This window comes from Streptomyces sp. NPDC057950 (genome assembly GCF_042887295.1).
In the GTDB taxonomy this organism is placed as follows: domain Bacteria; phylum Actinomycetota; class Actinomycetes; order Streptomycetales; family Streptomycetaceae; genus Streptomyces; species Streptomyces kaempferi.
The window spans coordinates 890,128-913,642 of record NZ_JBHVPP010000001.1 but is presented as its reverse complement, the minus strand read 5'-3'; the positions used below and the strand labels follow the sequence as shown (position 1 = coordinate 913,642).

Annotated in this window: 24 protein-coding genes; 10 read left to right on the top strand and 14 right to left on the bottom strand. The window is 71.6% G+C overall.

All coding sequences use genetic code 11. The annotated features are described in order from the left end of the window. Positions 1-92: 92 nt before the first annotated feature. On the bottom strand, positions 93-1,295 hold the full coding sequence (locus ACFVTC_RS04055; protein WP_390123639.1) for an FAD-dependent monooxygenase: 1,203 nt from the start codon (positions 1,293-1,295) through the stop codon (positions 93-95). Positions 1,296-1,642: 347 nt separating this feature from the next. Here ACFVTC_RS04055 and ACFVTC_RS04050 point away from each other — a divergent pair, with 347 nt between their 5' ends. Together ACFVTC_RS04050 and ACFVTC_RS04045 are read left to right on the top strand one after the other, a co-directional pair. Then, complete coding sequence (locus ACFVTC_RS04050) at positions 1,643-2,014, top strand: tyrosinase family oxidase copper chaperone (RefSeq protein ID WP_390123637.1); 372 nt, start codon at positions 1,643-1,645, stop codon at positions 2,012-2,014. Between the two features lie 77 nt (positions 2,015-2,091). Continuing rightward, a complete protein-coding gene (locus tag ACFVTC_RS04045) occupies positions 2,092-2,916 on the top strand; it encodes a tyrosinase family protein (RefSeq protein WP_390123635.1) in 825 nt (274 codons plus the stop codon). A 293-nt stretch (positions 2,917-3,209) separates the two neighbouring features. Here the strand turns inward: ACFVTC_RS04045 and ACFVTC_RS04040 are convergent, their stop codons facing one another. From ACFVTC_RS04040 to ACFVTC_RS04030, 3 genes are all read right to left on the bottom strand, one after another. Next, positions 3,210-3,935: a ribonuclease H gene (locus ACFVTC_RS04040; RefSeq protein ID WP_390123633.1), complete on the bottom strand. Its 726-nt coding sequence runs from the start codon at positions 3,933-3,935 to the stop codon at positions 3,210-3,212. 19 nt (positions 3,936-3,954) lie between these two features. Next, entirely contained in the window at positions 3,955-4,971 is a 1,017-nt protein-coding gene (locus ACFVTC_RS04035) for a helix-turn-helix domain-containing protein (protein ID WP_390123632.1), read from the bottom strand. Between the two features lie 445 nt (positions 4,972-5,416). Next, complete coding sequence (locus ACFVTC_RS04030) at positions 5,417-6,304, bottom strand: glycoside hydrolase family 19 protein (protein ID WP_390123630.1); 888 nt, start codon at positions 6,302-6,304, stop codon at positions 5,417-5,419. Between the two features lie 477 nt (positions 6,305-6,781). Here ACFVTC_RS04030 and ACFVTC_RS04025 point away from each other — a divergent pair, with 477 nt between their 5' ends. After that, positions 6,782-7,801 carry a hypothetical protein gene (locus ACFVTC_RS04025; protein WP_390123628.1) on the top strand — a complete coding sequence of 340 codons (1,020 nt, stop codon included), beginning with the start codon at positions 6,782-6,784 and terminating at the stop codon, positions 7,799-7,801. A 102-nt stretch (positions 7,802-7,903) separates the two neighbouring features. On the opposite strand, the gene ACFVTC_RS04020 is transcribed toward ACFVTC_RS04025, so the two are convergent. Then, positions 7,904-8,623 (bottom strand): SDR family oxidoreductase, encoded by a 720-nt coding sequence (locus ACFVTC_RS04020; protein ID WP_390123626.1) that lies wholly within the window; start codon positions 8,621-8,623, stop codon positions 7,904-7,906. 147 nt (positions 8,624-8,770) lie between these two features. Between ACFVTC_RS04020 and ACFVTC_RS04015 the strand changes: the two genes are divergently transcribed. Continuing rightward, entirely contained in the window at positions 8,771-9,595 is an 825-nt protein-coding gene (locus ACFVTC_RS04015; protein WP_390123624.1) for a LysR family transcriptional regulator, read from the top strand. Between the two features lie 44 nt (positions 9,596-9,639). Here ACFVTC_RS04015 and ACFVTC_RS04010 read toward each other — a convergent pair whose 3' ends face one another. Together ACFVTC_RS04010 and ACFVTC_RS04005 are read right to left on the bottom strand one after the other, a co-directional pair. After that, positions 9,640-10,089 carry a hypothetical protein gene (locus ACFVTC_RS04010; protein WP_390123622.1) on the bottom strand — a complete coding sequence of 150 codons (450 nt, stop codon included), beginning with the start codon at positions 10,087-10,089 and terminating at the stop codon, positions 9,640-9,642. 124 nt (positions 10,090-10,213) lie between these two features. Then, the gene (locus ACFVTC_RS04005) at positions 10,214-11,011 is read right to left on the bottom strand and encodes a VOC family protein (RefSeq protein WP_390123620.1); all 798 of its coding nucleotides are present in this window, start codon (positions 11,009-11,011) and stop codon (positions 10,214-10,216) included. Between the two features lie 166 nt (positions 11,012-11,177). Here ACFVTC_RS04005 and ACFVTC_RS04000 point away from each other — a divergent pair, with 166 nt between their 5' ends. Continuing rightward, complete coding sequence (locus ACFVTC_RS04000) at positions 11,178-12,194, top strand: zinc-binding alcohol dehydrogenase family protein (RefSeq protein WP_390123777.1); 1,017 nt, start codon at positions 11,178-11,180, stop codon at positions 12,192-12,194. An 83-nt stretch (positions 12,195-12,277) separates the two neighbouring features. Here ACFVTC_RS04000 and ACFVTC_RS03995 read toward each other — a convergent pair whose 3' ends face one another. Continuing rightward, positions 12,278-12,673 (bottom strand): nitroreductase/quinone reductase family protein, encoded by a 396-nt coding sequence (locus ACFVTC_RS03995; protein WP_390123618.1) that lies wholly within the window; start codon positions 12,671-12,673, stop codon positions 12,278-12,280. Between the two features lie 160 nt (positions 12,674-12,833). Beyond that, entirely contained in the window at positions 12,834-13,316 is a 483-nt protein-coding gene (locus ACFVTC_RS03990) for a VOC family protein (protein WP_390123617.1), read from the bottom strand. 263 nt (positions 13,317-13,579) lie between these two features. Here ACFVTC_RS03990 and ACFVTC_RS03985 point away from each other — a divergent pair, with 263 nt between their 5' ends. The 3 genes from ACFVTC_RS03985 (at position 13,580) to ACFVTC_RS03975 (ending at position 16,133) form a co-directional block, all read left to right on the top strand. Continuing rightward, the gene (locus ACFVTC_RS03985) at positions 13,580-14,806 is read left to right on the top strand and encodes an epoxide hydrolase family protein (RefSeq protein ID WP_390123615.1); all 1,227 of its coding nucleotides are present in this window, start codon (positions 13,580-13,582) and stop codon (positions 14,804-14,806) included. 69 nt (positions 14,807-14,875) lie between these two features. Next, entirely contained in the window at positions 14,876-15,529 is a 654-nt protein-coding gene (locus tag ACFVTC_RS03980) for an ATP-dependent Clp protease proteolytic subunit (RefSeq protein ID WP_390123613.1), read from the top strand. Position 15,530: 1 nt separating this feature from the next. Further along, positions 15,531-16,133 (top strand): ClpP family protease, encoded by a 603-nt coding sequence (locus tag ACFVTC_RS03975; RefSeq protein ID WP_390123611.1) that lies wholly within the window; start codon positions 15,531-15,533, stop codon positions 16,131-16,133. A 29-nt stretch (positions 16,134-16,162) separates the two neighbouring features. Here the strand turns inward: ACFVTC_RS03975 and ACFVTC_RS03970 are convergent, their stop codons facing one another. After that, positions 16,163-16,648: a helix-turn-helix domain-containing protein gene (locus ACFVTC_RS03970; RefSeq protein ID WP_390123609.1), complete on the bottom strand. Its 486-nt coding sequence runs from the start codon at positions 16,646-16,648 to the stop codon at positions 16,163-16,165. Between the two features lie 262 nt (positions 16,649-16,910). On the opposite strand from ACFVTC_RS03970, the gene ACFVTC_RS03965 reads away from it, so the two are divergent. Both ACFVTC_RS03965 and ACFVTC_RS03960 read left to right on the top strand, forming a co-directional pair. Continuing rightward, positions 16,911-17,690 (top strand): class I SAM-dependent methyltransferase, encoded by a 780-nt coding sequence (locus ACFVTC_RS03965; protein WP_390123607.1) that lies wholly within the window; start codon positions 16,911-16,913, stop codon positions 17,688-17,690. A 452-nt stretch (positions 17,691-18,142) separates the two neighbouring features. Beyond that, a complete protein-coding gene (locus tag ACFVTC_RS03960; protein ID WP_390123606.1) occupies positions 18,143-18,370 on the top strand; it encodes a DUF5133 domain-containing protein in 228 nt (75 codons plus the stop codon). A 119-nt stretch (positions 18,371-18,489) separates the two neighbouring features. Here ACFVTC_RS03960 and ACFVTC_RS03955 read toward each other — a convergent pair whose 3' ends face one another. The 4 genes from ACFVTC_RS03955 to ACFVTC_RS03940 all read right to left on the bottom strand — a co-directional run bounded on the left by ACFVTC_RS03955 (position 18,490) and on the right by ACFVTC_RS03940 (position 23,403). Beyond that, positions 18,490-19,935, bottom strand: coding sequence for a diacylglycerol/lipid kinase family protein (locus ACFVTC_RS03955; RefSeq protein WP_390123604.1), 1,446 nt, complete (start codon positions 19,933-19,935; stop codon positions 18,490-18,492). Positions 19,936-20,048: 113 nt separating this feature from the next. After that, positions 20,049-20,492, bottom strand: a complete 444-nt coding sequence (locus ACFVTC_RS03950; protein WP_390123602.1) for a response regulator — start codon at positions 20,490-20,492, stop codon at positions 20,049-20,051. Continuing rightward, positions 20,489-22,135, bottom strand: coding sequence for a CHASE3 domain-containing protein (locus ACFVTC_RS03945; protein ID WP_390123600.1), 1,647 nt, complete (start codon positions 22,133-22,135; stop codon positions 20,489-20,491). Before ACFVTC_RS03945 ends, ACFVTC_RS03950 begins: the two co-directional genes overlap by 4 nt. Continuing rightward, positions 22,132-23,403, bottom strand: coding sequence for a PP2C family protein-serine/threonine phosphatase (locus tag ACFVTC_RS03940; RefSeq protein WP_390123598.1), 1,272 nt, complete (start codon positions 23,401-23,403; stop codon positions 22,132-22,134). Before ACFVTC_RS03940 ends, ACFVTC_RS03945 begins: the two co-directional genes overlap by 4 nt. Between the last annotated feature and the right edge of the window lie 112 nt (positions 23,404-23,515).

Genomic DNA, 23,515 nt, shown 5'->3' with positions numbered 1-23,515 from the left:
AGGAGTAGACGCGCGAAAAAGAGGTGAATAGGAATTCACCTTAATGGGTGAATCACTATTCACTCAACGCGCGCCCGACTCCCGGCGGGCGGCTACCGGCGCGAGCGCGCCTGGACCGTACGCGCCACGCGCGGTCCCAGCCAGCGTTTGAGACGGCGCAGCGCCTCCAGTCGCCCGGCCGCCCGGTCGATCCGGTAGTACAACTGCGGCGGTACGTACGGGAGCAGCGGGGAGTGCCGCTGGCCGAGCAGGGCGAACATCTGGGCCGCCGGAAGGCGGACGTAGCGCGGCAGGTTCTCGTACCACTGGGCGCTGTGCCGGGCGGCGCTCTGGACCGACAGGAGAGCCGACCTGCGTTCCTGTTCGTACCGGGTGAGGGCGGCGGACAGTTCCCGCTCTTCGCCCAGGGCTCCGGCCAGCGCGATGGCGTCCTCCAGCGCGAGTGTGGTGCCCGCGCCGATCGAGTAGTGCGTGGTGTGGGCGGCGTCGCCGAGCAGGACGAGGTTGCCGCGATGCCAGGTGCGGTTGGTCAGGGTGCGGAAGTTCAGCCACTGCGCGCTGCCGTCGGCGTGCTCCCGCCCGATCAGGCCGTGTCCGTCGAGGAGGTCGGCGAAGATCTTCTCCAGCAGGGCGAGACCGTCGGCCTCGCCGGTCCGGTCGAGACCGAGGCCGGTCCAGGTCTCCGGTGAGCACTCGACGACGCAGGTGCTGAGGTCCTCGCCGAACCGGTAGGCGTAGCACCAGATCCAGCCGTGCTCCGTCTCCACGAAGGCGAAGGTGAAGGAGTCGAAGACCTTGGTGGTGCCGAGCCAGATGTAGGTGTTGCGGCCGAGGGTGACGTCGCTGCCGAAGTGGCCGGCGTGGGCCTCGCGCAGCGCGCTGTTGACTCCGTCGCAGGCGACGACCAGATCGGCCTCGGGCATCCGGTCCGCGGTGATCGCGTGCTCGTACTCGACGCGCACCCCCAGGGATCGCGCGCGTTCCGCGAGGAGGTCGAGCAGCAGCCGACGGCCGATGCCGAACCCCTCGTCGCCGTGGTGCACGGTCGTCTCGCCGCCGATGTGGGCGACCCCGTCGCTCCAGCGGACCGAGTTCGCCCGGACCGCGCGCGCGGACTCGGGGTCGCCCTCGTGGAGCTTGTCGAGCAGGGCCGCCCAGTACGTCACGCCCCAGCCGTAGGTCGATCCGGGCGGGTTGCGTTCGTGGACGGTGATGTCGTGGGACGGGTCCTGGCGTTTCATCAGGATCGAGAAGTAGAGGCCGGCCGGTCCACCGCCGACGCACGCGATCTTCACGCGCACTCCCAAATGTCACACAGAGCGGTCAATTGGGCACGAAGAGTAGCAGGGGTCGGCGGGAATCACCGGTCTCACGGTTCACGCCAGCTTGAGGGGGTGAGCCGCACCACTCGACACCCACCGGCCCCGGAAGATCACCGACGACACGCGGACCGGCAGGAGGATTTCCGGCTTCCGGTCGATCACGGGGACCTCGACAGCAAGATCATCTTCGTTCAACCTTGGACGACATCTCATCAATTGTCCTGATCGGAGCCAACCGACATCCGGCGATTTCTCCGCCTCTCCTACGAACCGATAGGCATGTCGGGTCATCAACAGAGCTGACCCCAGGAGGAATCCGCATGCCGGAACTCACTCGTCGCCGTGCACTCCGGGCCGCGGCCGCCCTCGCCGCCGTGGCCGGCGCCCAGGCGCTCACCACCACTTCGGCCTCGGCCACCGTGCCCGCCGCCGGACACCACCACGACGGACCCGAACCCTTCGACGAGGTCTACCGGGGCCGCCGGATCGAAGGTCGTGCCGGTGGCGGCGGTCACCATCACGGTTCCGGCTACGGGGTGTTCGTCGACGGGACGGAACTGCACGTGATGCAGAACGCGGACGGCAGCTGGATCAGCGTCGTCAGCCATTACGACCCGGTGGCCACCCCGCGCGCCGCCGCCCGCGCCGCGGTCGTGGAACTGCAGGGGGCGCCCCTCGCCCCCCTCGGCTGACCACACCGCACCCGCACCCGATAGCAGCGACGCCAACAGCACGTCAGCACCGCACAGCAGACCGTGGAGTCCCGCACATGACCGTACGCAAGAACCAGGCGAACCTCTCCGCCGACGAGAAGCGGCGTTTCGTCGACGCGCTCCTCCAGCTCAAGCGCAGTGGCCGGTACGACGCCTTCGTCACCACGCACAACGCCTTCATCATGGGCGACACGGACAACGGTGAACGGACAGGCCACCGTTCACCGTCGTTTCTGCCTTGGCACCGTAGATTCCTGCTCGAGTTCGAACGGGCCCTGCAGTCCGTGGACTCCTCGGTCGCCCTGCCGTACTGGGACTGGAGCACCGACCGTTCGCCCCGCTCGTCCTTGTGGGCCCCGGACCTCCTCGGCGGCACCGGTCGCAGCCTGGACGGTCGGGTGATGGACGGCCCCTTCGCGGCAGCCGCCGGCAACTGGACGATCAACGTGCGCGTCGACAGCCGTACATATCTGAGGCGTTCGCTCGGCAGCGGCGTCCGGGAACTGCCGACCCGTGCGGAGGTGGAGTCCGTGCTCGGGATGGCCACGTACGACATGGCTCCGTGGAACAGTTCCTCGGACGGCTTCCGCAACCACCTCGAAGGCTGGCGCGGCGTCAACCTCCACAACCGGGTGCACGTCTGGGTCGGTGGGCAGATGGCCACCGGCGTCTCCCCCAACGATCCGGTGTTCTGGCTCCACCACGCCTACATAGACAAGCTCTGGGCCGACTGGCAGCACCGCCACCCCGACTCCGGATACCTGCCGCTCTCCGGTACGGCCGACGTGGTCGACCTCGGCGAGACGATGAAGCCCTGGAACGACGTGCGGCCCTCTGACCTGCTGGATCACACCGCGTTCTACACGTTCGACGCCGCCTGAACCCAGGCACCGGCACTCCCGGCCGAGGCACTCCCCTGCCGACGCCGGGCACGGTGCGGTGGCCCTCGCCCAGCGGGGCCACCGCATCGCCCGTCCCGCGCGTCAGCCGTCCGGCGCACCGCCCCTCCCGCGCACCGCGCGACCGCCGGTTGCTCCGGCCCGATTCGTTCGGACCCGATACGTTTCGGTCCGTTTCGGCCTGTTTCGGTCAGGCTTCCGTCCGACTTCCGTCCGACTTCTGTCCGGTTCGGCGATCCGTGCGTTGCCGTGCGCCCTGGAGTCCTACGGGCGCATCAGACGTCGCTGGTCTCGGACGTGCGGCACTCGGGATGTCCCCAGCCCTGGCCGTTCTTGGCGATGGACTCACCCGCCGCGTACGAGCGGCCGCAGACACAGCGTCCGGGGAACTTGGCCTTGATGGTGCGGGCCGACGCGCCCTGCCGTGCGGTCGCCGTGCCCTGCCGGGGCGCCTTGGCCGTGGCGCGGCGGACGGCGCCCGAGGCGGCGGGGGTGTCGGGAGACGCGGGAGGCTCCGGGGAGCCGAGGTCGCTGCCCGCGGGCTGCTGCACCACCGCGGCCTGGCTCGCGGCACGGTCGGCGAAGTCGTTGAGCCGGTCACCGTCGACCTGGTGGGCGGGAACGTAACGGAACTCCACGGTGCGGCCGTCGAGGAGTTCGTCGATGCGCGCGACGAGTTCCTGGTTGGCGACCGGCTTGCCGGAGGCCGTCTTCCATCCCTTGCGCTTCCAGCCGGGCAGCCATGTGGTGACGGCCTTCATCGCGTACTGCGAGTCCATCCGGATCTCGAGCGGGACCTCCGGCGACATCGCCGTCAACAGGCGCTCCAGCGCGGTGAGTTCCGCGACGTTGTTCGTCGCCCTGCCCAGCGGGCCGGCCTCCCAGCGGGTCGGCGTCTCCTCGCCGTCGGCGACGACCCACGCCCATCCGGCCGGTCCCGGGTTTCCCTTCGAAGCCCCGTCACAGGCGGCCACAACGCGTTCAAGCATGGCCCCGATCATGCCACGGCCCGGGGACCGCTCACCGCACGGGGCGCGGCTCCCGGGCCCGGACCCGCGGGCTGGTGCCGAGTACCCGCAGGCCCAGCAGGGTGGCCGTGTGCAGGACGTACTTGCCGTCACGGTGGCTGGCCACGAGGCCCCCGTCGCGCAGTACGCCGATCTGGTAGCTGGCGCTGGGCAGCGCGATGCCCACGGCTTCGGCCACCTCGGAGGTGGTGCGGGCGCTCTGTCCGGCGACCTCGGTCAGGACGGCGGCGCGGGTGCGGCCCAGCAGGCGTTCGACCCCGCCGTCCGTGCCGTCCGCGACGGCGAGGGGTGTCTTCGCCACCGGGTAGACGAGTACGGGATCGAGACCGGGGTCCGCCAGGGCCGTGGGCCGGCGCCAGCAGAAGTAGGAGGGGACGAGAAGCAGTCCGCGGCCGTCCAGATACAGGTCGCGCTCGACGGGGTAGTTCACCTCGAGCACCGGCGCGTTCCAGCGCGCCATGGGGCGCAGACCCTCGAGCAGCGCCTGGGTGCCGCCGTCGAGCAGGGCCCGCGAGCGCACCCCGACATCGTTGCCCACGGCCGAGCGGATGTGCGGCCAGTGCGGTTCCAGCAGGCCGCGGAAGTAGACGGTCAGGGCGTTCGCGAGCGACTTGAGCGCGTCGCCGCCCGGACGGCCCAGTGAGCCGGCCCAGGTCGGGACGGGGCGGGACTCGGCCAGCCGGGACATCTCACGGACCAATTGCGTGCGTGGGGTGCGCAGCAGTTGGTCGAGACCGGCGGTCAGTCCGCCACCGGTGACCGGAGGGGTGAGGAAGTCCGGAATGTAACCGGTCGGGGGAATCAGGGCCCGTAAGGGGCGCAGTGCGCGGACGACGGTCGAGTCGCCCGCGAACCGCTGGGAGACGGAGCGGCGCCAGTGTCCGAATTCGAGTGATCCCTGGCCGGTCTCCAGCCGGCACACACTGCACATCAGTTCCCAGAGGGGATCGGGCTGACGGGCCACTCGGATGTTCTGGAGGTCGTACGACGTGAAGTGAATACGGAGCATGCGGTCTCTCTCGCCTCGCCATGCCTGTGGGGGGTTCGGCCGCCCGGACGTGCCACAGCCACAAGAGGGGACGAATACCGCATGCGCATGGTTGCCCCGGGGCGAAGGGGACCGGCCCCCCGCGGAGAGAACGCGTCATTCTCTCCGCGGCGGGCCGGGGGGCTCGCGACCCCGGCCGTGCGGCGCGCGGATCGCGGCGTGCGGCGTGCGGCGTGCGGCGTGCGGCGTGCGGCGTGCGGCGTGCGGCGTGCGGCGTGCGGCGTGCGGCGTGCGAGCGAGTGTCACGGCCGCGAGGGGCGGGGCGGACCACGAGACCGTTGGGCCGGCGCCGCGCCAGAGGTGACCCCGGTCGCCGACCTGCGGTGTCACCTCGGAATGCCGTGGGCCGGCCGCGCCCGCGACGACGTGGTCAACGAGGGCGGCCGGCCGGTCCCGGGGGTGTCGGTCAGCAGTAGAGGTTGGCGCCCGCCGAGGTGCCCAGGATCTGTACGAACCGCTGGTAGGCGTCCACGCGGCTCTGTACCTGCGCGGGGTTCCTGCCGTCGCACTCCAGGGAACCGTTGATGCTCCGGATGGTCTGGCCGAATCCGGCACTGTTGACCATCGCGTTGTGCGGCGTCATCGTGCCGGGTCCCGACTGCGTGTTCCAGTACCAGAGCCCCGTCTTCCAGGCGACGGAGGAGTCGGTCTGGACGAGGTTGGGGTTGTTGAGCAGATCGATGCCCAACGCGTCGCCCGCCGCCTTGTAGTTGAAGTTCCAGCTGAGCTGGATCGGTCCCCGGCCGTAGTAGGCGGACTGGCCGGCCGGGCAGCCGTAGGGCTGGCTCCAGTCGCAGTAGTGCGGGTAGTTGGCGGTGTTCTGCTCCACCACGTAGACCAGTCCGCCGGTCTCGTGGTTGACGTTGGCGAGGAAGGCCGCGGCCTCCTGCTTCTTGACGGTGTCGCTGCCGGTGTTGGCGAAGCCCGGGTAGGAGCTCAGGGCGGCCTTGAGGCCGTTGTAGCTGTAGAAGGAGTTCCTGTTCGGGAACATCTGGTTGAACTGCGCCTCGCTCACGACGAAGCCGGAGGGGTTCGTGGGGCCGCCGTCACAGGCGTAGGGCTCCCAGTACCAGGTGCTGATGACGGGGTCGTAGCCCGGGTTGTCGTGCTCGGCGATGTAGGCCTTGCCGTCGGTGTAGCGGACGATGTTTCCGGTGACGTACGACTTGCCGGCCACCCAGTTCGGATAGCTCGAACAGGACGCGGCGGAAGCACCTGCTGCCGGCAGCAGTACCGGTGCGGCTGTTCCGACCACGATCGCGGCCAGGAGGGCGGAGAGGCGGCGCTTCGACACAGGATCAGTTCCTTTGCGGTGCCAGGCCGCACCGGAGGCAAGGTCGGAGCCTTGTTCGCACGCGCCGAGGGAGTCGGCCACGGCATCCGGGGCGGCCACAGTGGGGGGTGTGGGGCCACACTCAACCGCTTTGGTCTGTACCAGTCAAGGGTGTAGACCAGTCCGATCTGACAACGTTGACGCCCAAGTGCCTTGATCTGCACGGAGGTTGGCGTCGAGGTCCGCGAAGCGTCACGTGCGGGTCCTTCGGGGAGCGGCGTCACGGTCTTCGGGAACGGCCCGCCGCGGAGCGCCGTCGATCCACGCCCGCGGTCCGCTCAGGCGGCGCCGTCCGGATCCCCGCGCACCCTGCCAACCCCGCCATGCGGAGCAATCGGATCGCCCGGCACCACGTGCCTGGACAGACTGATCACTGGCGAACCGATCCGTGCCCGGCCGGCTCGCACGAACCGCCCCATCGAGCTCCAGGGAGCGCCCATGCGTCTCGCACGTCCGCGAGCCGGCCTCGGCAGGCCGCTGCTCGTCACCCTCGCCGTCTGCGCCCTTGTCCTGGGAAGCGGCTGGAGCGCGTCGTCCCAGCCGCGGCGCACGATGCCGCGCGCACAGGCCGGGTGCCTCTCCACACCAAGTCAGTACAGAGCCGCGTGGAGTGCTCGGCAGGTCCGCTGCGTCTCACCGTCCCTGTTCGGCACGACGCACACCCGAGGCGGCACCTCGCTCTATCCCCCGGGCTTCTGGTACGCGTGGACCGCCTCCAGCACCAACCTGGAGCACTACCTGGAACTGCGCCACCGGTACGGCGCCGGCTCCGCGAAGGTCGGCATCGGCATCCTGTCCTACGTCGGCTACCCGGGCCTGGACACCTGGGACACCCCGACGGATCTGGAGGTCTTCACCCTCCCGGCCGGCGTCCGGGCCCAGGTGCCGGCGTTCGAGACATGGTTCCGGCTGCTCGACGAGAAGTCCGGTGGCACCGGGGCGTACCCGCTCGCGGCCCAGATCGGACTCGTCCACGCGTACTCCCGGCTCGGCCCGCGCCAGGACGTCGTCAGCGCCTTCCAGAAGGTGACGGGCTGCAGCAGGACCGCCCTGCTCGAGGGGAAGGCGCCGACGGCCGCCATCGGCTGCCACCGCGACTTCCTCGGCGCTCTTGCCGCCGCCGGACCGTCCCCCTACGACGGCGGCGGGTCGAAGTCCTGCTTCCGCAAGTTCGCCTCCCGCTACCACGGCCCCAGAACCGCCGGAGCCCTGCGAGGCGTGCTGTACCAGTGCCAGGACGCGGGATTCCTCAACACCGGCGTCGGGCTCGGCTACAACACCTACGCCAACCCCTTCATCTGCAAGCCCGCCGCCGCGCAGTCCGTACGGGAGAGATACACGGGGCGGGAGTTCATCGTCCCGAACATGTCGTTCGACCGTCTTCCCAGTCGTACCGACATCCCGTTGGACCTGGGCCGCCCGTCCCAGCGGGGCTTCCTCCGCACCGGATACTGCTGACGCCCGAGCGCCTCCCCACCCGTCGCCACCCCGGACGAAGCCGCAGCCACACCCGCGGCGCGCACCCGCGGCCCGACCATCCCCGGCCGGGCCGCGCACGGTTCAGACCAGGACGCCGCCCCCGTCCACGACCACGACGGACCCCGTGCTGTAACCGCCTCGCATCAGGTACAGGTACGCCTCCGAGACATCCTCCGCGGTACCCACCCGGCCCACCGGAAGGGACTCGGCGGAGGACCGGAACAGGCCGTCCCGTTCCTCTTCGGCCAGGTCCCGCCAGAGCTCGGTACGGACCACTCCGGGCGAGACCGCGTTCACCCGGACCGGCGCCAGCTCCAGGGCGAGAGCCCGCGTCAACGACTCCATCGCACCGCACAGACTCGCCGCCACGCTCGTGCCAGGCAGGGGGCGCCGACCCGCGGTGCCCGTGGTCAGCACCACCGAACCGCCGGGCCGGACGGAGGCGGCGCCGTACTTCACCGCCGCGTACGCGCCCCACAGACGCGTGTCCAGAAAGCGCCGGGCCCGCCCGAGGTCCGCCTCCGCGAGGCTCCCCATCAGCAGGGACTCGCCGGCCGTGTAGACGAGGTGGTCGAACTCCCCGACCCGCTCGAAGAAGGCGCGCAGCGCTTCCTCGTCGGTGGCGTCGAGGGTGTGCCCCGCGGCGCCGTCCGGCAGCCGCTCCAGTGCCGCGTCCACGCCCTCCTGCCGCCGCGAGGCGACGACCACCGCGGCGCCTTCCCGCGCGCTCGCCGCGGCGACCGCGAACCCGATGCCGGCCGTACCGCCGATGACGACGACGCGCTGTCCTCGCAGGTCCATGACGTTTCCCTTCACGTTGATCCGATGTGATCCAGCGTGCGCCCACCTCCCCGCGGCCGTCCAAGACCTCTTTCGGTGTCGGCGATACCCTGGAGGCATCGCCGTCGGCGGGCTCGTACGACGAAGGGAACGACGGAAGGGACGGCCATGGACCTGGACCTGCGCAAGGTCCGCTACTTCGTGACGGTCGCGGAGCTGCTGCACTTCGGACGGGCCGCTGAGCGGCTGCACATCTCCCAGCCCGTGCTCAGCCGTCAGATCCGGGCGCTGGAGAAGGACTTGGGCGCCGAGTTGTTCGTCCGGGACAGCCACGCGGTGTCGTTGACCCTCGCGGGAACGCAACTCCTCGACGACGCACGCCTGTTGCTCGCATCCGCCGATGCCGCCCGGCAGCTCGCCCGGCAGGCATCCCGCGGCCCGCGCCGTCTGGTCGTCGGTTTCCGCGCCGGGATCGTCGTCACCCGGGCGCTGCGTGCGTTCGGTGCCCGGCACCCGGAGGTGGAGGTCAAGGCACGCCGAGTGGAATGGGACGACCAGGAACAGCTGCTCCTGGACGGTTCGGTCGATCTGGCCTACGTCCGCCGGCCGATCCGGGACGAGGGCCTGACGCTGCTGCCGCTGTACGCCGAACCCAGGGTGGCGATGCTGCCGGAGGGCCACCGGCTCGCCGGCAAGCAGGAACTCGCCCTCGCCGACCTCGACGACGAGACCTGGCTGCGCTACTCCGACCCTCGGCCGGGGGACGTACCGATCCGCACCATCGAGGAGAAGTTCGAGTCCGTCGCCGCGGGGACCGGCATCACGCTGGTCCCGCGCTCGGTCGCCGAGCAGTACTCACGGCCGGACATCACCTACGTACCCGTACCGGACGCCGAGCCCGACGAGGTGCTGCTGGCCTGGAGGTCCGGCCGTCGCTCAGCCCTGATCGCGGCGTTCGCCGAGGTCGCGGCGGGCGCTCCGTTCGGCGACTGAGCGCGCCGATCCCGTACGCCGGGAGGGCCGACGGGCGCGAGGGATCACTTCACCGCGGGAGTGAGGCGCCGACGCACTCCCCCGAGGGTTCCTGCCACGAGGGCGAGCAGTATCAGCGTGAGCCCCAGGAAGATCACGGGGTTCACCCAGCCCGGCACCAGCTCGGTGCCCACGCCGTCCGATGTCACGCAGCGCGCGCTGACCGGCAGCGCTTCCCGCGTCACGACGTGATCGCCCGGTACACCCTTCGCCGCGCACATCTGGTCCGGGTCCAGGATGTAGAAGCCCGACATCACGCCCCACGCGTACGCGCCGCACACCGCCGCGCCGGCCATCACCGCGACCAGCGCGCACGTCGAGGCGCTCGGCAGGTGCCACCCGCTGCCCGGCAGCCGCTGGTGGGCCCGTCGGGCGAGCGCCACGGCGGCGGCCACGAACACGCAGGGCGCCAGCATCGGCGCGAAGGTCAGGAACAGGAATACAAGGCTTGCCATGCCTGCCCAGACATCGCAGGCGGATTTCCGGTTCCGCCCGTCACGTACGAAGGGTGACGTACGAGGATGACGTACGAGGCGCCCCCCTGTGCGGCTCGTCCCCGGTTCGCGCGCCCGTCCGGCCTCAGGTCACCTCGGTCGCCGTCGGCATCGTGCCCCCGGTCGTCTTGACGTCGATCACGGAGAACGCCGCGCCCTGTGGGTCGCTCAGCGCGGCGAACCGGCCGAACGGGCTGGTCATCGGGCCGAAGCGGAGGATCGCGCCGCGCTCGGTCGCCTTCGCGACCGCGGCGTCGCAGTCGTCGACCGTGAAGTAGACGTTGACGTACGACGGAACCTCGGGCGGGAAGTCGTCCGTCATCCGCATCCGGCCCAGGACCGGGTCCTGACCGAGGTCGTAGACTCTGAAGTCGATCGCGGAGTCCTCCAGTTGCTTCGCGTGGTAGCCGAAGACGGCCGGGAAGAAGGCGTCCGTCCTCTCCGGCTCGCGGGTGAAGACCTCTGCCCAGCAGTAGGCGCCGGGTACGGCACGCGCCTCGAAGCCCTCGTGACGGCCGGCCTGCCACACCCCGAAGACCGCGCCGGCCGGGTCACGGGCGATCAGCATCGAACCGAAGTCGCCGACCTTCATCGGGTCCATCAGGACCTCGCCGCCGTGCGAGCGGATCTTCGCGGCGGTGGCGTCCGCGTCCGGTGAGGCGAGGTAGAGGCACCAGGCGGACTGCCCCTCCTGGCCGGGCATCGGAGGGACGACGGCGGCCACCGCCTTGCCGTTCGCGTAGGCCTGCGTGTAGTTGCCGTACTCCGAGGACGACTCGCCGAACGTCCAGCCGAGCACATCACCGTAGAAACTCTTCGCCGCCTCGACATCACTGAACATCGCGTCCGCCCAGCAGGGCGTTCCCTCCGGCTCTACGGCCATGGTGTTCCACTCTCCCTCGCGCGGCGGGTTCCGGGGTCGCGTTTCGCACACTCTGTCGCCCTGCCACGCTAGCCAGGCTCCGGACCCGCCGCGCGCCGGCCGACGCCGGGTGGACCACACTGGAGAGGGCGCTCGGGTGGTCGTCGAGGGGACGGAGCACGGGATGATGCACGCGTGGGAGGTGGCCCGCCCCGGGCCGATCGAGCGGGAACCGCTGCGCTTCGTGGAACGGCCGGTGCCGGTGCCCCGGTCCGACGAGCTCCTCGTGCACGTCCGGGCCTGCGGGGTGTGCCGCACAGACCTGCACGTCAGCGAGGGCGACCTGCCGGTGCGCCGGCCGCACGTGACACCGGGCCACGAGGTCGTGGGCGTGGTCGCGACGACGGGCGAGGACGTACGCGGCTTCACGGCCGGCGACCGGGTGGGCGTCGCCTGGCTGCGCCGTACGGACGGCGTCTGCGCGTACTGCGCGCGAGGGGCCGAGAATCTCTGCCCGGCCTCGGAGTACACCGGCTGGGACGCCGACGGCGGCTACGCGGAGTACACGACCGTGCCGGCGGCCTTCGCGTACCGGCTGCCCGACGGCCTGGACGACGTCGCGTCGGCACCGCTGCTGTGCGCGGGCATCATCGGCCACCGCGCTCTGCTGCGGACGGCGCTGCCGCCGGGCGGGCGGCTCGGCCTCTACGGCTTCGGCGGGAGCGCCCACCTGTGCGCTCAGGTGGCCCTCGCGCAGGGCGCCACCGTGCACGTACTGACCCGTGACCCCGCCGCCCGGCGGCTCGCGCTCGCCCTCGGGGCCGCCTCCGCCCGGGGCGCTTACGACGAGCCGCCCGAGCCGCTGGACGGCGCGATCCTGTTCGCGCCGGTCGGCGGCCTGGTCCCGGTCGCCCTGCGCGCGCTCGACCGGGGCGGGATCCTGGCGGTCGCCGGGATCCATCTGAGCGACACCCCGCCACTGCGCTACGAGAGCGAGCTGTTCTACGAGAAGGAACTGCGCAGCGTCACCTCCAACACGCGCGAGGACGGGCGCGGCTTTCTCGAGCTCGCGGTCCGGCACCGGGTCCGTGCCACGACGCACACCTACCCGCTGTCCGAGGCGCAGCGGGCCCTGCGGGACCTCAAGGCGGGACGTTTCGACGGGGCGGCCGTACTGGTGAACGACCTGCCGCCGCGCCACTGAGCATGCGGGCCGGCCTCATTTCCGCCATCGGACGTGCGGGCCGGCCGCCTATCGGTGCCCTCCTCGGACGTGTCCACCCGGCCTCAGCCGGTGACGTCGACCCGTACCGTCATCAGCCCCGCGCCCATCGCGCGCACCGCCGCACTGTTGAACCGGGGCAGACTCCTGAGGCGCGCACGGGCGTCGTCCTGCGGCATCAGGTGGGCGATGCCGGCGTACCACCGGCCCCTGACCCGGATCCGCACCCGTGGGTCCGCCTTGATGTTCCGCACGTACTGCGACCGCTCGCCGTACTCGCTGACGAACCAGAACTCCCGCCCCGTCAGGCGGCCGCCGACCGGTGTCCGGCGCGGCAGTCCCGAGACACGCCCCGTGGTCTCCAGCAGGGTCTGGACGGGCAGCCGCCGCAGCAGCGGATTGCCGATCCGCCGCTGGAACGTCGTGACCGTCCGGTACTTCAGCTCGGGGCAGCGGGACATGCGAGACCTCTTCCGTTCGGTACCCGTCACTGTTCCGGGTGGTCGCGCAACCGTCTCACGACCGCCCGGCGAGTCCGGTGCCGACCAGGTGGTCGACGAGGCCGCGCGCGCCCTTCGTGCTCAACGGGGGTGCCCGGCACGGTCGTCGGCGCGCGAGGCGCTACTCCCCCGCGTACGCCTTCTCCAGGGCGACGATGTCCAGCTTGGACATCTGTAGCATCGCCCGGGTCGTCCGGGCGGCCTTCTCCGGGTCCGGGTCGCTGATCAGGTCGATGAGCCGGGACGGGACGACCTGCCAGGACAAGCCGTACTTGTCCTTGATCCAGCCACAGGGGCCGGTCTCGCCGCCGTCGTCGGCGAACCTCTTCCAGTAGTGGTCGACCTCTTCCTGGTCGTCGCAGTGGATCTGGAACGAGATCGCCTCGTCGAACGTGAACTGCGGGCCCCCGTTCAGCGCGACGAACCGCTGCCCGTTGGCCACGAACTCGGCCGCCAGCACGGTCCCGGCCGGTCCCGGGCCGGCCTCCGTGCAGCGGCCGATCCTGCCGAGCCGGGAGTTCTTGAAGATCGACACGTAGTAGTGGGCGGCCTCCTCGGCCTGGCCGTCGAACCACAGACAGGTGGTGAAACCCTCGGCGGACATGCGTACCTCCTCGGACGGGGAACATCGGTCACCTGTGCAGACCGATCGTCGCCGCGAAACTCATCGGTGGCACGCACCGACCGGCCGGCGTGCCGAGAACCCGTCGGGCACGCACCGACCGCGTCGCCCGTACGGTGGCGTCGCGGTCGCCGCCGCGATCTCGGCCCCGGTCGCGGCCCCGGTCCCGGTCCCGGTGGCGGTCGCGGCACGCCGGGCGAAATCCAGCGGCGTGGGCGGGCGGCCCGGCGTTAGCATGCGCGGACATGACCTCTTCGGACGCCTCCCGCATCGAACCGTTCACCGTCGACTTCCCGCAGAGCGACCTCGACGACCTGCACCGACGCCTCGACCACATCCGCTGGCCCGACGAACTGCCGGGGGTCGGCTGGGCGTACGGCGTACCCCGGGAGTACCTGCGGGAGCTCGTACGGTACTGGCGGCACACCTACGACTGGCGGGCGGCGCAGGACCGGCTGAACGCGTGGCCGCAGTTCACGACGGAGATCGACGGTGCGCGGGTCCACTTCGCGCACATCCGCTCACCGGAACCCTCGGCGATCCCGCTGGTCATGACGCACGGCTGGCCGGGTTCGATCGTCGAGTTCACCGACGTCGTCGGCCCGTTGACCGATCCGCGCGCGCACGGCGGCGATCCGGCCGACGCGTTCCATCTGGTCGTGCCGAGCATTCCCGGTTTCGGACTCTCCGGGCCGACCCGGGACACCGGCTGGGAGTTCCGGCGCGTGGCCGCCGCGTTCGCCGAGCTGATGACGCGGCTCGGCTACCCGCGCTTCGGTGCCCAGGGCGGGGACTGGGGCGGCGCCATCTCCCGTGAGCTGGGCCGGGCCTTCCCCGAGCGGCTCATCGGCGTCCACCTGAATCTGCTGCCCGGTTCGTCCGCGCAGACCGAACCGAGCGACGGTGAACTGGCCGCGCTGAGCCCCGAGGAGCGCGAGCGCGCCCTGACCTCGTGGCGCAGGACCCAGGAGTGGCGGCGGGACGAAGCCGGGTACGCCGAGCTCCAGTCGACGCGGCCGCAGACCCTCGGCTACGCGCTCACGGACTCCCCGGTCGGCCAACTCGCTTGGATCATCGAGAAGTTCAGGCAGTGGACGGATGCCGAGGACCGTCCGGAGGAAGCCGTCGACCGGGATCTGATGCTGACGAACGTGATGCTGTACTGGCTCACCGGCACGGCCGGGTCCTCGGCCCGCATCTACTACGAGCGGGCGCACGCGGACCACCAGGGCGCCCTGCCCGGCGTCTCGACCGCGCCGACCGCGCTGGCGGTCTTCCCGCACGAACCCTTGGTACCACTGCGACACATCGCGGACCGCACGGACAACATCGTGCGGTGGACGGAGTTCGACCGGGGCGGCCATTTCGCCGCGGCCGAGCAGCCGGGGCTCCTGACCGACGACGTACGGGCCTTCTTCAGGTCGCTGCGCGCCTCTGCCCACAGCGAATCTGCCAGGGGCCGAGAAAGCTGACCCGGGCGGGACTTCGGTCCGATGGTGGAGATCGCGGCACTGCCCGCCGCGCCACCACGAGGAGGACCGATGACCGTATTCGTCAACGGCTGGGGACCGTCGCACGGGCCGCGCGCCGAGGAGGGCGAGACCCCGCCGACACGCTTCGACGACCATCTGGCCGCGCAACTTCTCGCCCAGCGCATCGTCCTCCTCGGCACCCAGGTCGACGAGGTCTCCGCGAACCGGGTCTGCGCCCAGCTGCTCGTGCTGTCCGCGGAGGACCCGCGCACCGACATCAGCCTGTACATCAACAGTCCGGGCGGTTCGGTGACCGCGGGCCTCGCGATCTACGACACCATGCGGCTGATCCCGAACGACGTGTCGACGCTCGCCATGGGGTTCGCCGCGAGCATGGGGCAGTTCCTGCTCAGTGTGGGCACGCACGGCAAGCGTTACGCGCTCCCCAACGCGCGGATCATGATGCACCAGCCCTCGGCGGGCATCGGGGGCAGCACCGCCGACATCGAGATCCAGGCACAGAACCTGGAGTTCACGAAGAGCGCGATCGAGCGGATCACCGCGGAACACACCGGCCAGAGCGAGGAGACGATCTCCCGGGACGGTGACCGCGACCGCTGGTTCACGGCCGAACAGGCCCGGGATTACGGCATGGTGGACCGGGTCGTGGAGTCGCTCGACGACGTCCGCCCGGCCGCGTCGCGACGGCGGATGGGGCTCTGACATGGGTACGTACACGATTCCGAACGTCGTCGAGCGCACCCCGCAGGGCGAGCGGTCCTACGACGTCTTCAGCCGGCTGCTCTCGGAGCGGATCATCTTCCTCGGCACCGAGATCGACGACGGGGTCGCCAATGTCGTCATCGCCCAGCTCCTCCATCTGGAGTCGTCGAGCCCGGGGAGCGAGATCGCCCTCTACATCAACTCGCCGGGTGGTTCGTTCACTTCGCTCATGGCGATCTACGACACGATGACGTTCGTCCAGGCGCCCATCTCGACCTTCTGCGTCGGGCAGGCGGCGTCGACGGCGGCGGTGCTGCTGGCCGGAGGCGATCCGGGGCGGCGGTTCGTGCTGGAGCACGCGCGGGTGCTGCTCGGCCAGCCGGCCAGCGGTGGCCGCCAGGGCACCGTCTCCGATCTCGCGCTCCAGGCCAAGGAGATGCTCCGGATCCGCTCCCAGGTCGAGGAGGTCCTCTCCCGGCACACGCACCACGACGTCTCGGTGCTGCGCGCGGACATGGACCGCGACAAGGTCTTCACGGCGCGGGAAGCGGTGGCGTACGGAATGGCCGACGAGGTGCTGAGCCGACGGCTCGCGACGGTCTGAACCGGCCCGCCGCGAGCGCCCGTCGCGCGTCAGGCGGCCAGGCACATGCCGTCGTGACGCGGGGAGGACGGGGCGCGGTGGCGGGCCGGGCGCACCTGGGCGAGACGGGTCAGCTCGTCCTGCGCCAGCGCGAGCAGGTCGGTGAGACCGAGGCCGAGGGCGCGCGCCGCGGCCGCGAGGACTTCCGACGAAGCCTCCTTGCGGCCGCGCTCCAGCTCGGAGAGGTACGGCATCGAGATCCGGGCCGCGTCGGCCACGTCCTTGAGCGTGCGCTCCTGGGCCAGCCGCTCCCGGCGCAGGACGTCGCCCACGAGGTCGCGCCAGAGCGGCTCCCCGCGCCCGGCGGCGGGTGGCGTCCGCCGGGGCGCGAGGTCCGGAGGGGTCCGTCGCGGCGTGTACCCCCCGGGGACCGCGGTCCCCGGCGGCCGACCGGTGGCCGGATCCGGCGCGGCGGCCGGGCGCAGCGGGATGACACGGGCGTCGTTCGGCGCGTGGTTCGGCGCGTGGTTGCTCACCCTTTCAGCCTAGGAGCAGCGGGCCGCGGCGGAAGGGAACGGCATTCCGCTCTCGGGGGAATCGGACCCTGTGGTCGAGGGCGGTCCCGCGGTCCGGGGCGGATCAGCGCGCGGCGTCCGGTGCGCCCGGTCCGCGGACGCGGCGTACGGGGTCCCCATGCTCGAAGAACTCGGGGGCGTGCCGTGGTCGTCGTCGTGCGCCCGCCGGGGATGACGGGGACGCCCCTTAGGCTGGACGCCGGACCGGTGGAGGTGGGCGACGGTGCTGCGGGACACGTTCGACGAGGCGGCGGAGCTGTACGACCGGGCCCGCCCCCGCTATCCCACGGCACTGGTGGACGAACTGGCCGGGCGGGTGGGCCTCGGGCCGGGTGTCCGCGTCCTGGAGATCGGGCCGGGAACGGGGCAGCTCACCGTTCCGCTGGCGCGCCTGGGTTGCGATGTGACGGCCGTGGAGCTCGGGCCCTCGCTGGCGGCGGTGGCCCGGCGCAACCTGCGCGACTTCCCCCGGGCGCGGGTGGAGGTGGCGGAGTTCGAGCGGTGGCCGCTGCCGCGGGATCCGTTCGACGTCGTGGTGTGTGCCACCGCGTTCCACTGGATCGACCCGGCGGTGCGGGTGGTCAAGGCGGCGCGGGCGCTCGGCCCGGACGGAGTCCTCGCGCTGGTCACCACGCACCATGTCGCGGGCGGCAGCACCGACTTCTTCGCCCGGGTCCAGGCGTGCTACGAGCGCTGGGACCCGGCCACCCCGCCCGGACTGCGGGCGTCGCACGAGGCGGACGTCGCCACGGACACCGATGAGCTGGAGCGGTGGGGCCGGGTCACCTCGTACCGCTTCGCACAGGAGATCACCTACTCGACGCGGGAGTACATCGACGTCCTGCTGACCTACTCCGGGCACCGCGCGCTGGACGCGCCCGCGCGCCGGGGTCTGCTGGAGTGTGTGGAGGAGCTGATCGAGACGCGCCACGCCGGGTCGGTCACCAAGCGCTATCTGCACGAACTCCTGCTGACGCGGCGGGCGTCGGACGGCGGCCGCTGACCGGGGACACTCACCGGCCGGCCTTTCGTCGATCCGCTCGCGCGGGGTCCGCGTGGCCGTCGTGCCGGGCGTACTCCCCGGTCATGTGCGCCGGCACCTCGCGGAGCGAGATCGGTTCGTCGCCGTTCGCCCCGGTACGTCGAAGTCGCGGGCCCGGTCGACGAACCGTTCGGCGAACGACCTCGCGGCGCCGGGTGGCCAAGCCCTCGGCGGCCAGGTCGGCGTTCGGCGGGGCGCCGTCGACAACCCGTCCCACCAGCCGAAGTTCCGGCCGGGCCGGTCCCGGACCGTACGGAGGCGGTGCCTGCCGTCCCCGGGAGCATCGCCCCGCCGGCCAGGCGTCCGCCACCGGGTTCCCGCCCCTCGGAGACCGGGGTCGACTACACCCGGGAGGGCGGGGTAACCGAGGGCGGAAACTCACCGATTTCGGCCCCACCCGTCCGGAGGACACCGTGCTGATGGCCCACCCCGTGGTTCTGCGCAATCTCGTCGAGCAGTACGTCACCCTGCGCGCGCTCCACGCCGAGAACGGCAGCGCGCAGGCCCGTCGGCGCATGGCCGACCTGGCGTACACGCTCTGTGTCTCGACCGGTACGAGCGATGTGGACACCGCACTGGTCGCGGCCCGCCACCGGCTGCCCGGTGCCCGGCCGGCCGACGACTCCGTACTGGCCGGCTGACCGGCGCTCACTCCGCAACGCGAGTACGGCAGACAGGAGTTGACGCCCTCCGTCCCGAGGGCGTCGGCTCCCACCCGTCCCGGTCCCTCACCCGGCGGTCCTCATACCCTGGGCGCGCCTCAGCGCAGCCACTGGTCCTTCTCCGCGGGCCGGTACAGCGTCACGGCCCGGGTCAGCTTGTCCAGCACCAGCCGCCCGGACGCGACCCGGGTGACCTCACCGTCGTACGAGAACTGCGGGTCGCCGTGCAGTGCTTCGAGACGCAGGCTGCGTACCTGTGCGGTGGTGAGGACCCGGCTGTTGTGCAGGGTGCCGGTCAGCACCGCCAGCAGCAGTCGTGTCCTGGCCAGCGGGGTCCCCGCGTCGACGGCGCGGACGTCCAGCAGGCCGTCGTCCAGCTGGGTCCGGTAGGTGGGCGCGAACCCGGCGGGGTGGTAGATGCCGTTGCCCGCGAAGAGCAGCCACAGACGCTTGGGGCGGCCGTTGACGGAGACGTTCACGGGGCTGCCCTTGGCGAGGACACCGGCCAGGCCGACCACGAGCGCCGGCCACTTCCCGATCCGTTCCTCCAGCTTCTCGCGGGCGCCGACCAGCTCCGAGTAGACACCGAGGCTGAAGGTGTTGAGGAACACCTGCTCGGGTCCGCCCGGCACGCGGGCCCGCCCGAGGTCCGCGACGACCGCCTCGCCGGCCTGCACGGCTCCCACGACGTCCTCCAGGGACTGGTTGCCCAGGTCCACGGCGAAGTGGTTGAAGGTGCCGCCGGGGAACACCGCGAGCGGCACGCCGAGCCGGGCGGCGACCTCGGTCGCGGCGTTGATCGTCCCGTCGCCGCCGCAGGCGCCGAGCGCGCCGCCCTGCTCCTTCGCGCGACGGGCGGCCTCCTCCAGGAGTTCCGTGAGGCCCTGTCCCTGCTGGGCCACGGTGATGTCGGCCTTGGGCAGCGCCACGCGCAGGTACTCGCTCGCGTCGGGGCCGTCGGCGCTCCACGACAGGCCCGAGGACGAGTTGACCACGATGTGCAGGCCGGCGCCGCCGGGCAGTGCGGGCGCTGGGCGGCGCGGCGGCGCCGCGGCCGCGGCGGCCTCCGGTTTGACCGGCCACCAGCGGGCGGTCAGCGCGGCGGCGCCCGCTCCTATCGCGACGCCCACGGCCACGTCGCCCGGGTGACGGACCTCGGAGCGCATCCGGGCCGCGGTCAGCGCGGCGGCGCCGGGCACCACGAAGAGGCCGTACCGGGGTGCTTCGAGGAGCACACCCGCCGCGAAGGCGGCCGCGGAGGCGATCCGGCCGGCCGCGTCCAGCGGCTGCGCCCTGCGCACCGCGGGCCGGGCGACGGCGCGGGTCACGGCCGAGGCGATCGCGACGGTGCCGATGCCCCGCAGGGCCGCCCGCCGCGCGGTCCGGTCCCCGGACGCGCCGAGGGCCGCGGCAGCGCCGCCCCACAGAAGACCGCCCGCCACGGTCCGCCGCCACCCGGAGGGGCCGGCCCGCAGCACGGACTCGAGGTTCGGCAGCCGGGCCGTACCGGCGCCCGTTCGTCGCCCTGTCCTGCGCCTTCTCATGGGAAGCCCACCCTCGCGTCTCGACAACTGATCTGCTGGTCGGCAAGGTCGGTGCCGCCCCTGTCCCTGTTCCCCGACTTCGCCCGTTCATGGACGGGCGCGTGCGGAGGTGGTCAGGAGCTCTTCGGCAGCTTCACCACGGACACGAAGAAGTCGTCGATCTGCCGGACGGCCGCGATGAACTGGTCGAGGTCGACGGGCTTGGTGACATAGGCGTTGGCGTGCAGCTTGTAGCTGCGCAGGATGTCCTCCTCGGCGGAGGAGGTGGTGAGGACGACGACCGGGATGTGCGCCAGTTCGCTGTCCGACTTGATGCGCTCCAGCACCTGACGCCCGTCGTACTTGGGCAGGTTGAGGTCGAGCAGGATCAGGTCGGGCCGCGGCGCGTCCACGTACTGGTTGACGCGGTACAGGAAGTCGAGGGCCTCCTCGCCGTCCCGTACGACGTGCAGGGCGTTGCGGATCTTGTTGTCCTCGAACGCCTCACGGGTCATGAGCTCGTCGCCGGGATCGTCCTCGACGAGCAGGACCTGGATGGGTTCGACGCGGGTGCTCACGTACGTGCTCCTTCGGGTGGGCGCGCTGTTTCGTCGACCCGGGGATCGGGTTCGGGGCGCGCCATGGGCAGGATGAACGACACGTCCGTGCCCTCGCCCGCGGCGCCGTCCAGGGTGATGGTGCCACCGTGATGCTCGACGATCTTCCGGCAGACGGCAAGCCCGATCCCGGTACCGTCGTACTCGTCACGGCCGTGCAGCCGCTGGAAGATGACGAAGACCTTCTCCCTGAACTCGGAGTCGATGCCTATCCCGTTGTCACGCACCCCCAGCCGCCACTCCCCCTCAGCCGCCTCGCAGTGGACGACGATCTCGGGTGCCCGCCCGGGGTCGCGGAACTTCACGGCGTTGCCGATCAGGTTCTGCCAGAGCATCGTCAGGGTGGTCGCGTCGCCCGTCACGGTGGGCAGCGGCCCCTCGCGCACCACGCGGGCGTCGGTCTCGTCCAGGGCCACGCTGAGATTGCCCAGCGCCCTGTCCAGTACGTCGTCGAGCGCGACCGGCACCAGCTTCTCGCCCACGCGGCCGACCCGGGAGAAGGTCAGCAGGTCGTTGATGAGGGTCTGCATGCGCTTGGCCCCGTCGACGGCGAAGTCGATGTACTGCTTGGCCCGGTCGTCCAGTTGGTCGCCGTAGCGTTTCTCCAGCAGCTGGCAGAAGGACGCGACCTTGCGCAGGGGTTCCTGCAGGTCGTGGGAGGCGACGTAGGCGAACTGCTCCAGTTCCGCGTTGGAGCGCTTCAGCTCCAGCGCCTGGACGTCGAGTTCCGCGGTCCGCTCCTCCAGGAGCGTCTCGCGCGCCATGGAGGCGGAGAGCTCCTCGACGATGCGGCGCCGCATCTCCTCGACGGCCCGTGCCACCGCCTCCAGGTCCCGTGGCCCGTCGAGCCGGATCGTACGCTCGAACGCTCCGCCACTGACGTCGACCGAGGCCGCTTCCAGGGTCCGCAGCGGCCGCCCGACGATGCGGTGCAGCAACAGGGCCAGTGCCAGTCCGGCCGCGAGGAAGGCGGCGAGCGTGCCGGCGAAGAAGAGGTTGCGGGACTCCCGGCTGTCCTCCGCCGACGCCCGGGTGCGGTCGCGCAACTGCCCGAGGTGCGTCTCCATGGTGGACAGCAGCTTCCGGGTCTCGTCGAACTGGGCCTTGCTCGCCTCCAGGCCCGGCGTGCCCCGGCCGCCCGTACGGACCGATTCGATCAGGGGCCTCGCGTAGTCCCGGCGCCAGGCGTCGCCGGACCGCCGCACCTCGGTCAGGTCGGCCGCGACCCGGGGCTGGCCGGCGAGCAGCGTGCTCAGACGTACGCGCAGTGCCGCCTCGTCCCGCACCCCTGACTCGTAGGGCTCCAGGAAGCTGGTGTCCTTGCTCAGTACGTAGCCCCGTACGCCCGTCTCCTGGTCGACCAGCGAGGTCTCCAGTTGGAAGGCGGCGGAACGGGCCGGCTGGATGAGGTCGGTGAGCAGGTCGGTGCGGTTGTCGGCCCGGGACTGGAGGACTCCGCCGGACACCGCGAAGACGATCACCAGCAGCACGTTGACGGCCAGGACCAGGTGGATCCAGCCCTGCACGGTCAGCCGGGCGACTCTGCTGGGCCTGCGCGCCACCGCGTCGTCGGCGGGCTCCGCGGTCCCTGGGGTAGGGGTCACGACCTGCCGTCCATCGCCAGGTGGAGGACCGCCACGTCGTCGGCGAGCCCTCCGTGGAACGTGCTCTGTGCCGCCACGTCCTCGACCACCGCGTCGACGAACGGACGGCCGTGCAGGTCCATGTGTTTCCTCGCCACGGCGAGCAGTCCTTCCTCGCCCAGCCGCCGGTCCGGGCCCACGACGCCCTCGAAGAGACCGTCGGTGAACAGCGTCACCGCGCCGATGTCGTGCGCGGGCAGCTCGGTCTCGGGCCAGTGCGCCCCGCCCGGGACCAGTCCCAGCGCGGGTCCCACCGGCGGTTCGAACAGTTCGATGCCCTGGGAGGTGCGGACGAGCAGCCCCGGGTGACCGGCGCGGATCACGGTCAGCCGGCTGTGGTCCTTGGACAGTCGCAGGATGGTGAGGGTGGCGAAGATGTAGTCCTCGGCGCGCTCGGCCTCGAGGATCTCCTCCAGGAGACGGACCTGCGCCGGGCCGACGCAGCCGGAGAGGACCGCGGCCCGCCAGGCCACCCGCAGACACACGCCGAGGGCCGCCTCGGCGGCGCCGTGTCCGGAGACGTCCCCGATCACCGCGTGCACCGTGCCGTCCTCGCTCTCGACGACGTCGAAGAAGTCGCCGCCCAGGAGCGCGTGGTCGCGTCCCGGGCTGTAGCGGGAGGCGACCTGGCACCGGTCGCCGCGCAGCAGGGGCGTGGGCAGCAGCCCGCGCTCCAGCCGGGCGTTCTCCTGGGCCAGCAGCCTGCTCGCCTGGAGTTCGGCGCTCGACCGCTCCACCTGCTTGCGCTGGAGGGCGTACCGGACCGCCCGGCTCAGCTCCTCCGCGTTCAGGCCGTCCTTGGAGAGGAAGTCCTGGGCGCCCTCCGCCACCGCGGCGAGACCGGCCTCGTTCTCGGCGAGTCCGGTGAGTACCACCACGGCCGCGTCCGGCGAGGCGTCGCGCACCAGCCGCACGGCGCTCAGTCCGTGGGTGTCGGGCAGATGCAGGTCCAGCAGCACGCACACCGCGTTCTTCGAAGCCCGCAGGAACGCCCGCGCCTCGGCCAGGGACTTGCACCAGGTGACATCCATCGGCAGACCGCTGTCGGCCAGTACCTCGCGCACCAGCAGCGCGTCACCGGCATCGTCCTCGACTAGCAGCAGCGCCGCGGTGGCGTCCAGGCCCCAGCGGGGGTCGGAACTCACCTGGCGCGGTACCGCGGTACGTTCACCGGTCCGCGGCAGGCCCTCCGCCACGCTCGCCCCCCTTGAGTGACCGACGCCGACCATGGACTGGGGCGAGCCTACTGGTATTCCGCCCCGGTCCATGCCCAGGGTGGTCGGCTCGACGGCCCCGCCGCCCCCTGCCGTGCCTTCGTGCCCGGTCCGTCCCCGCCGCGCG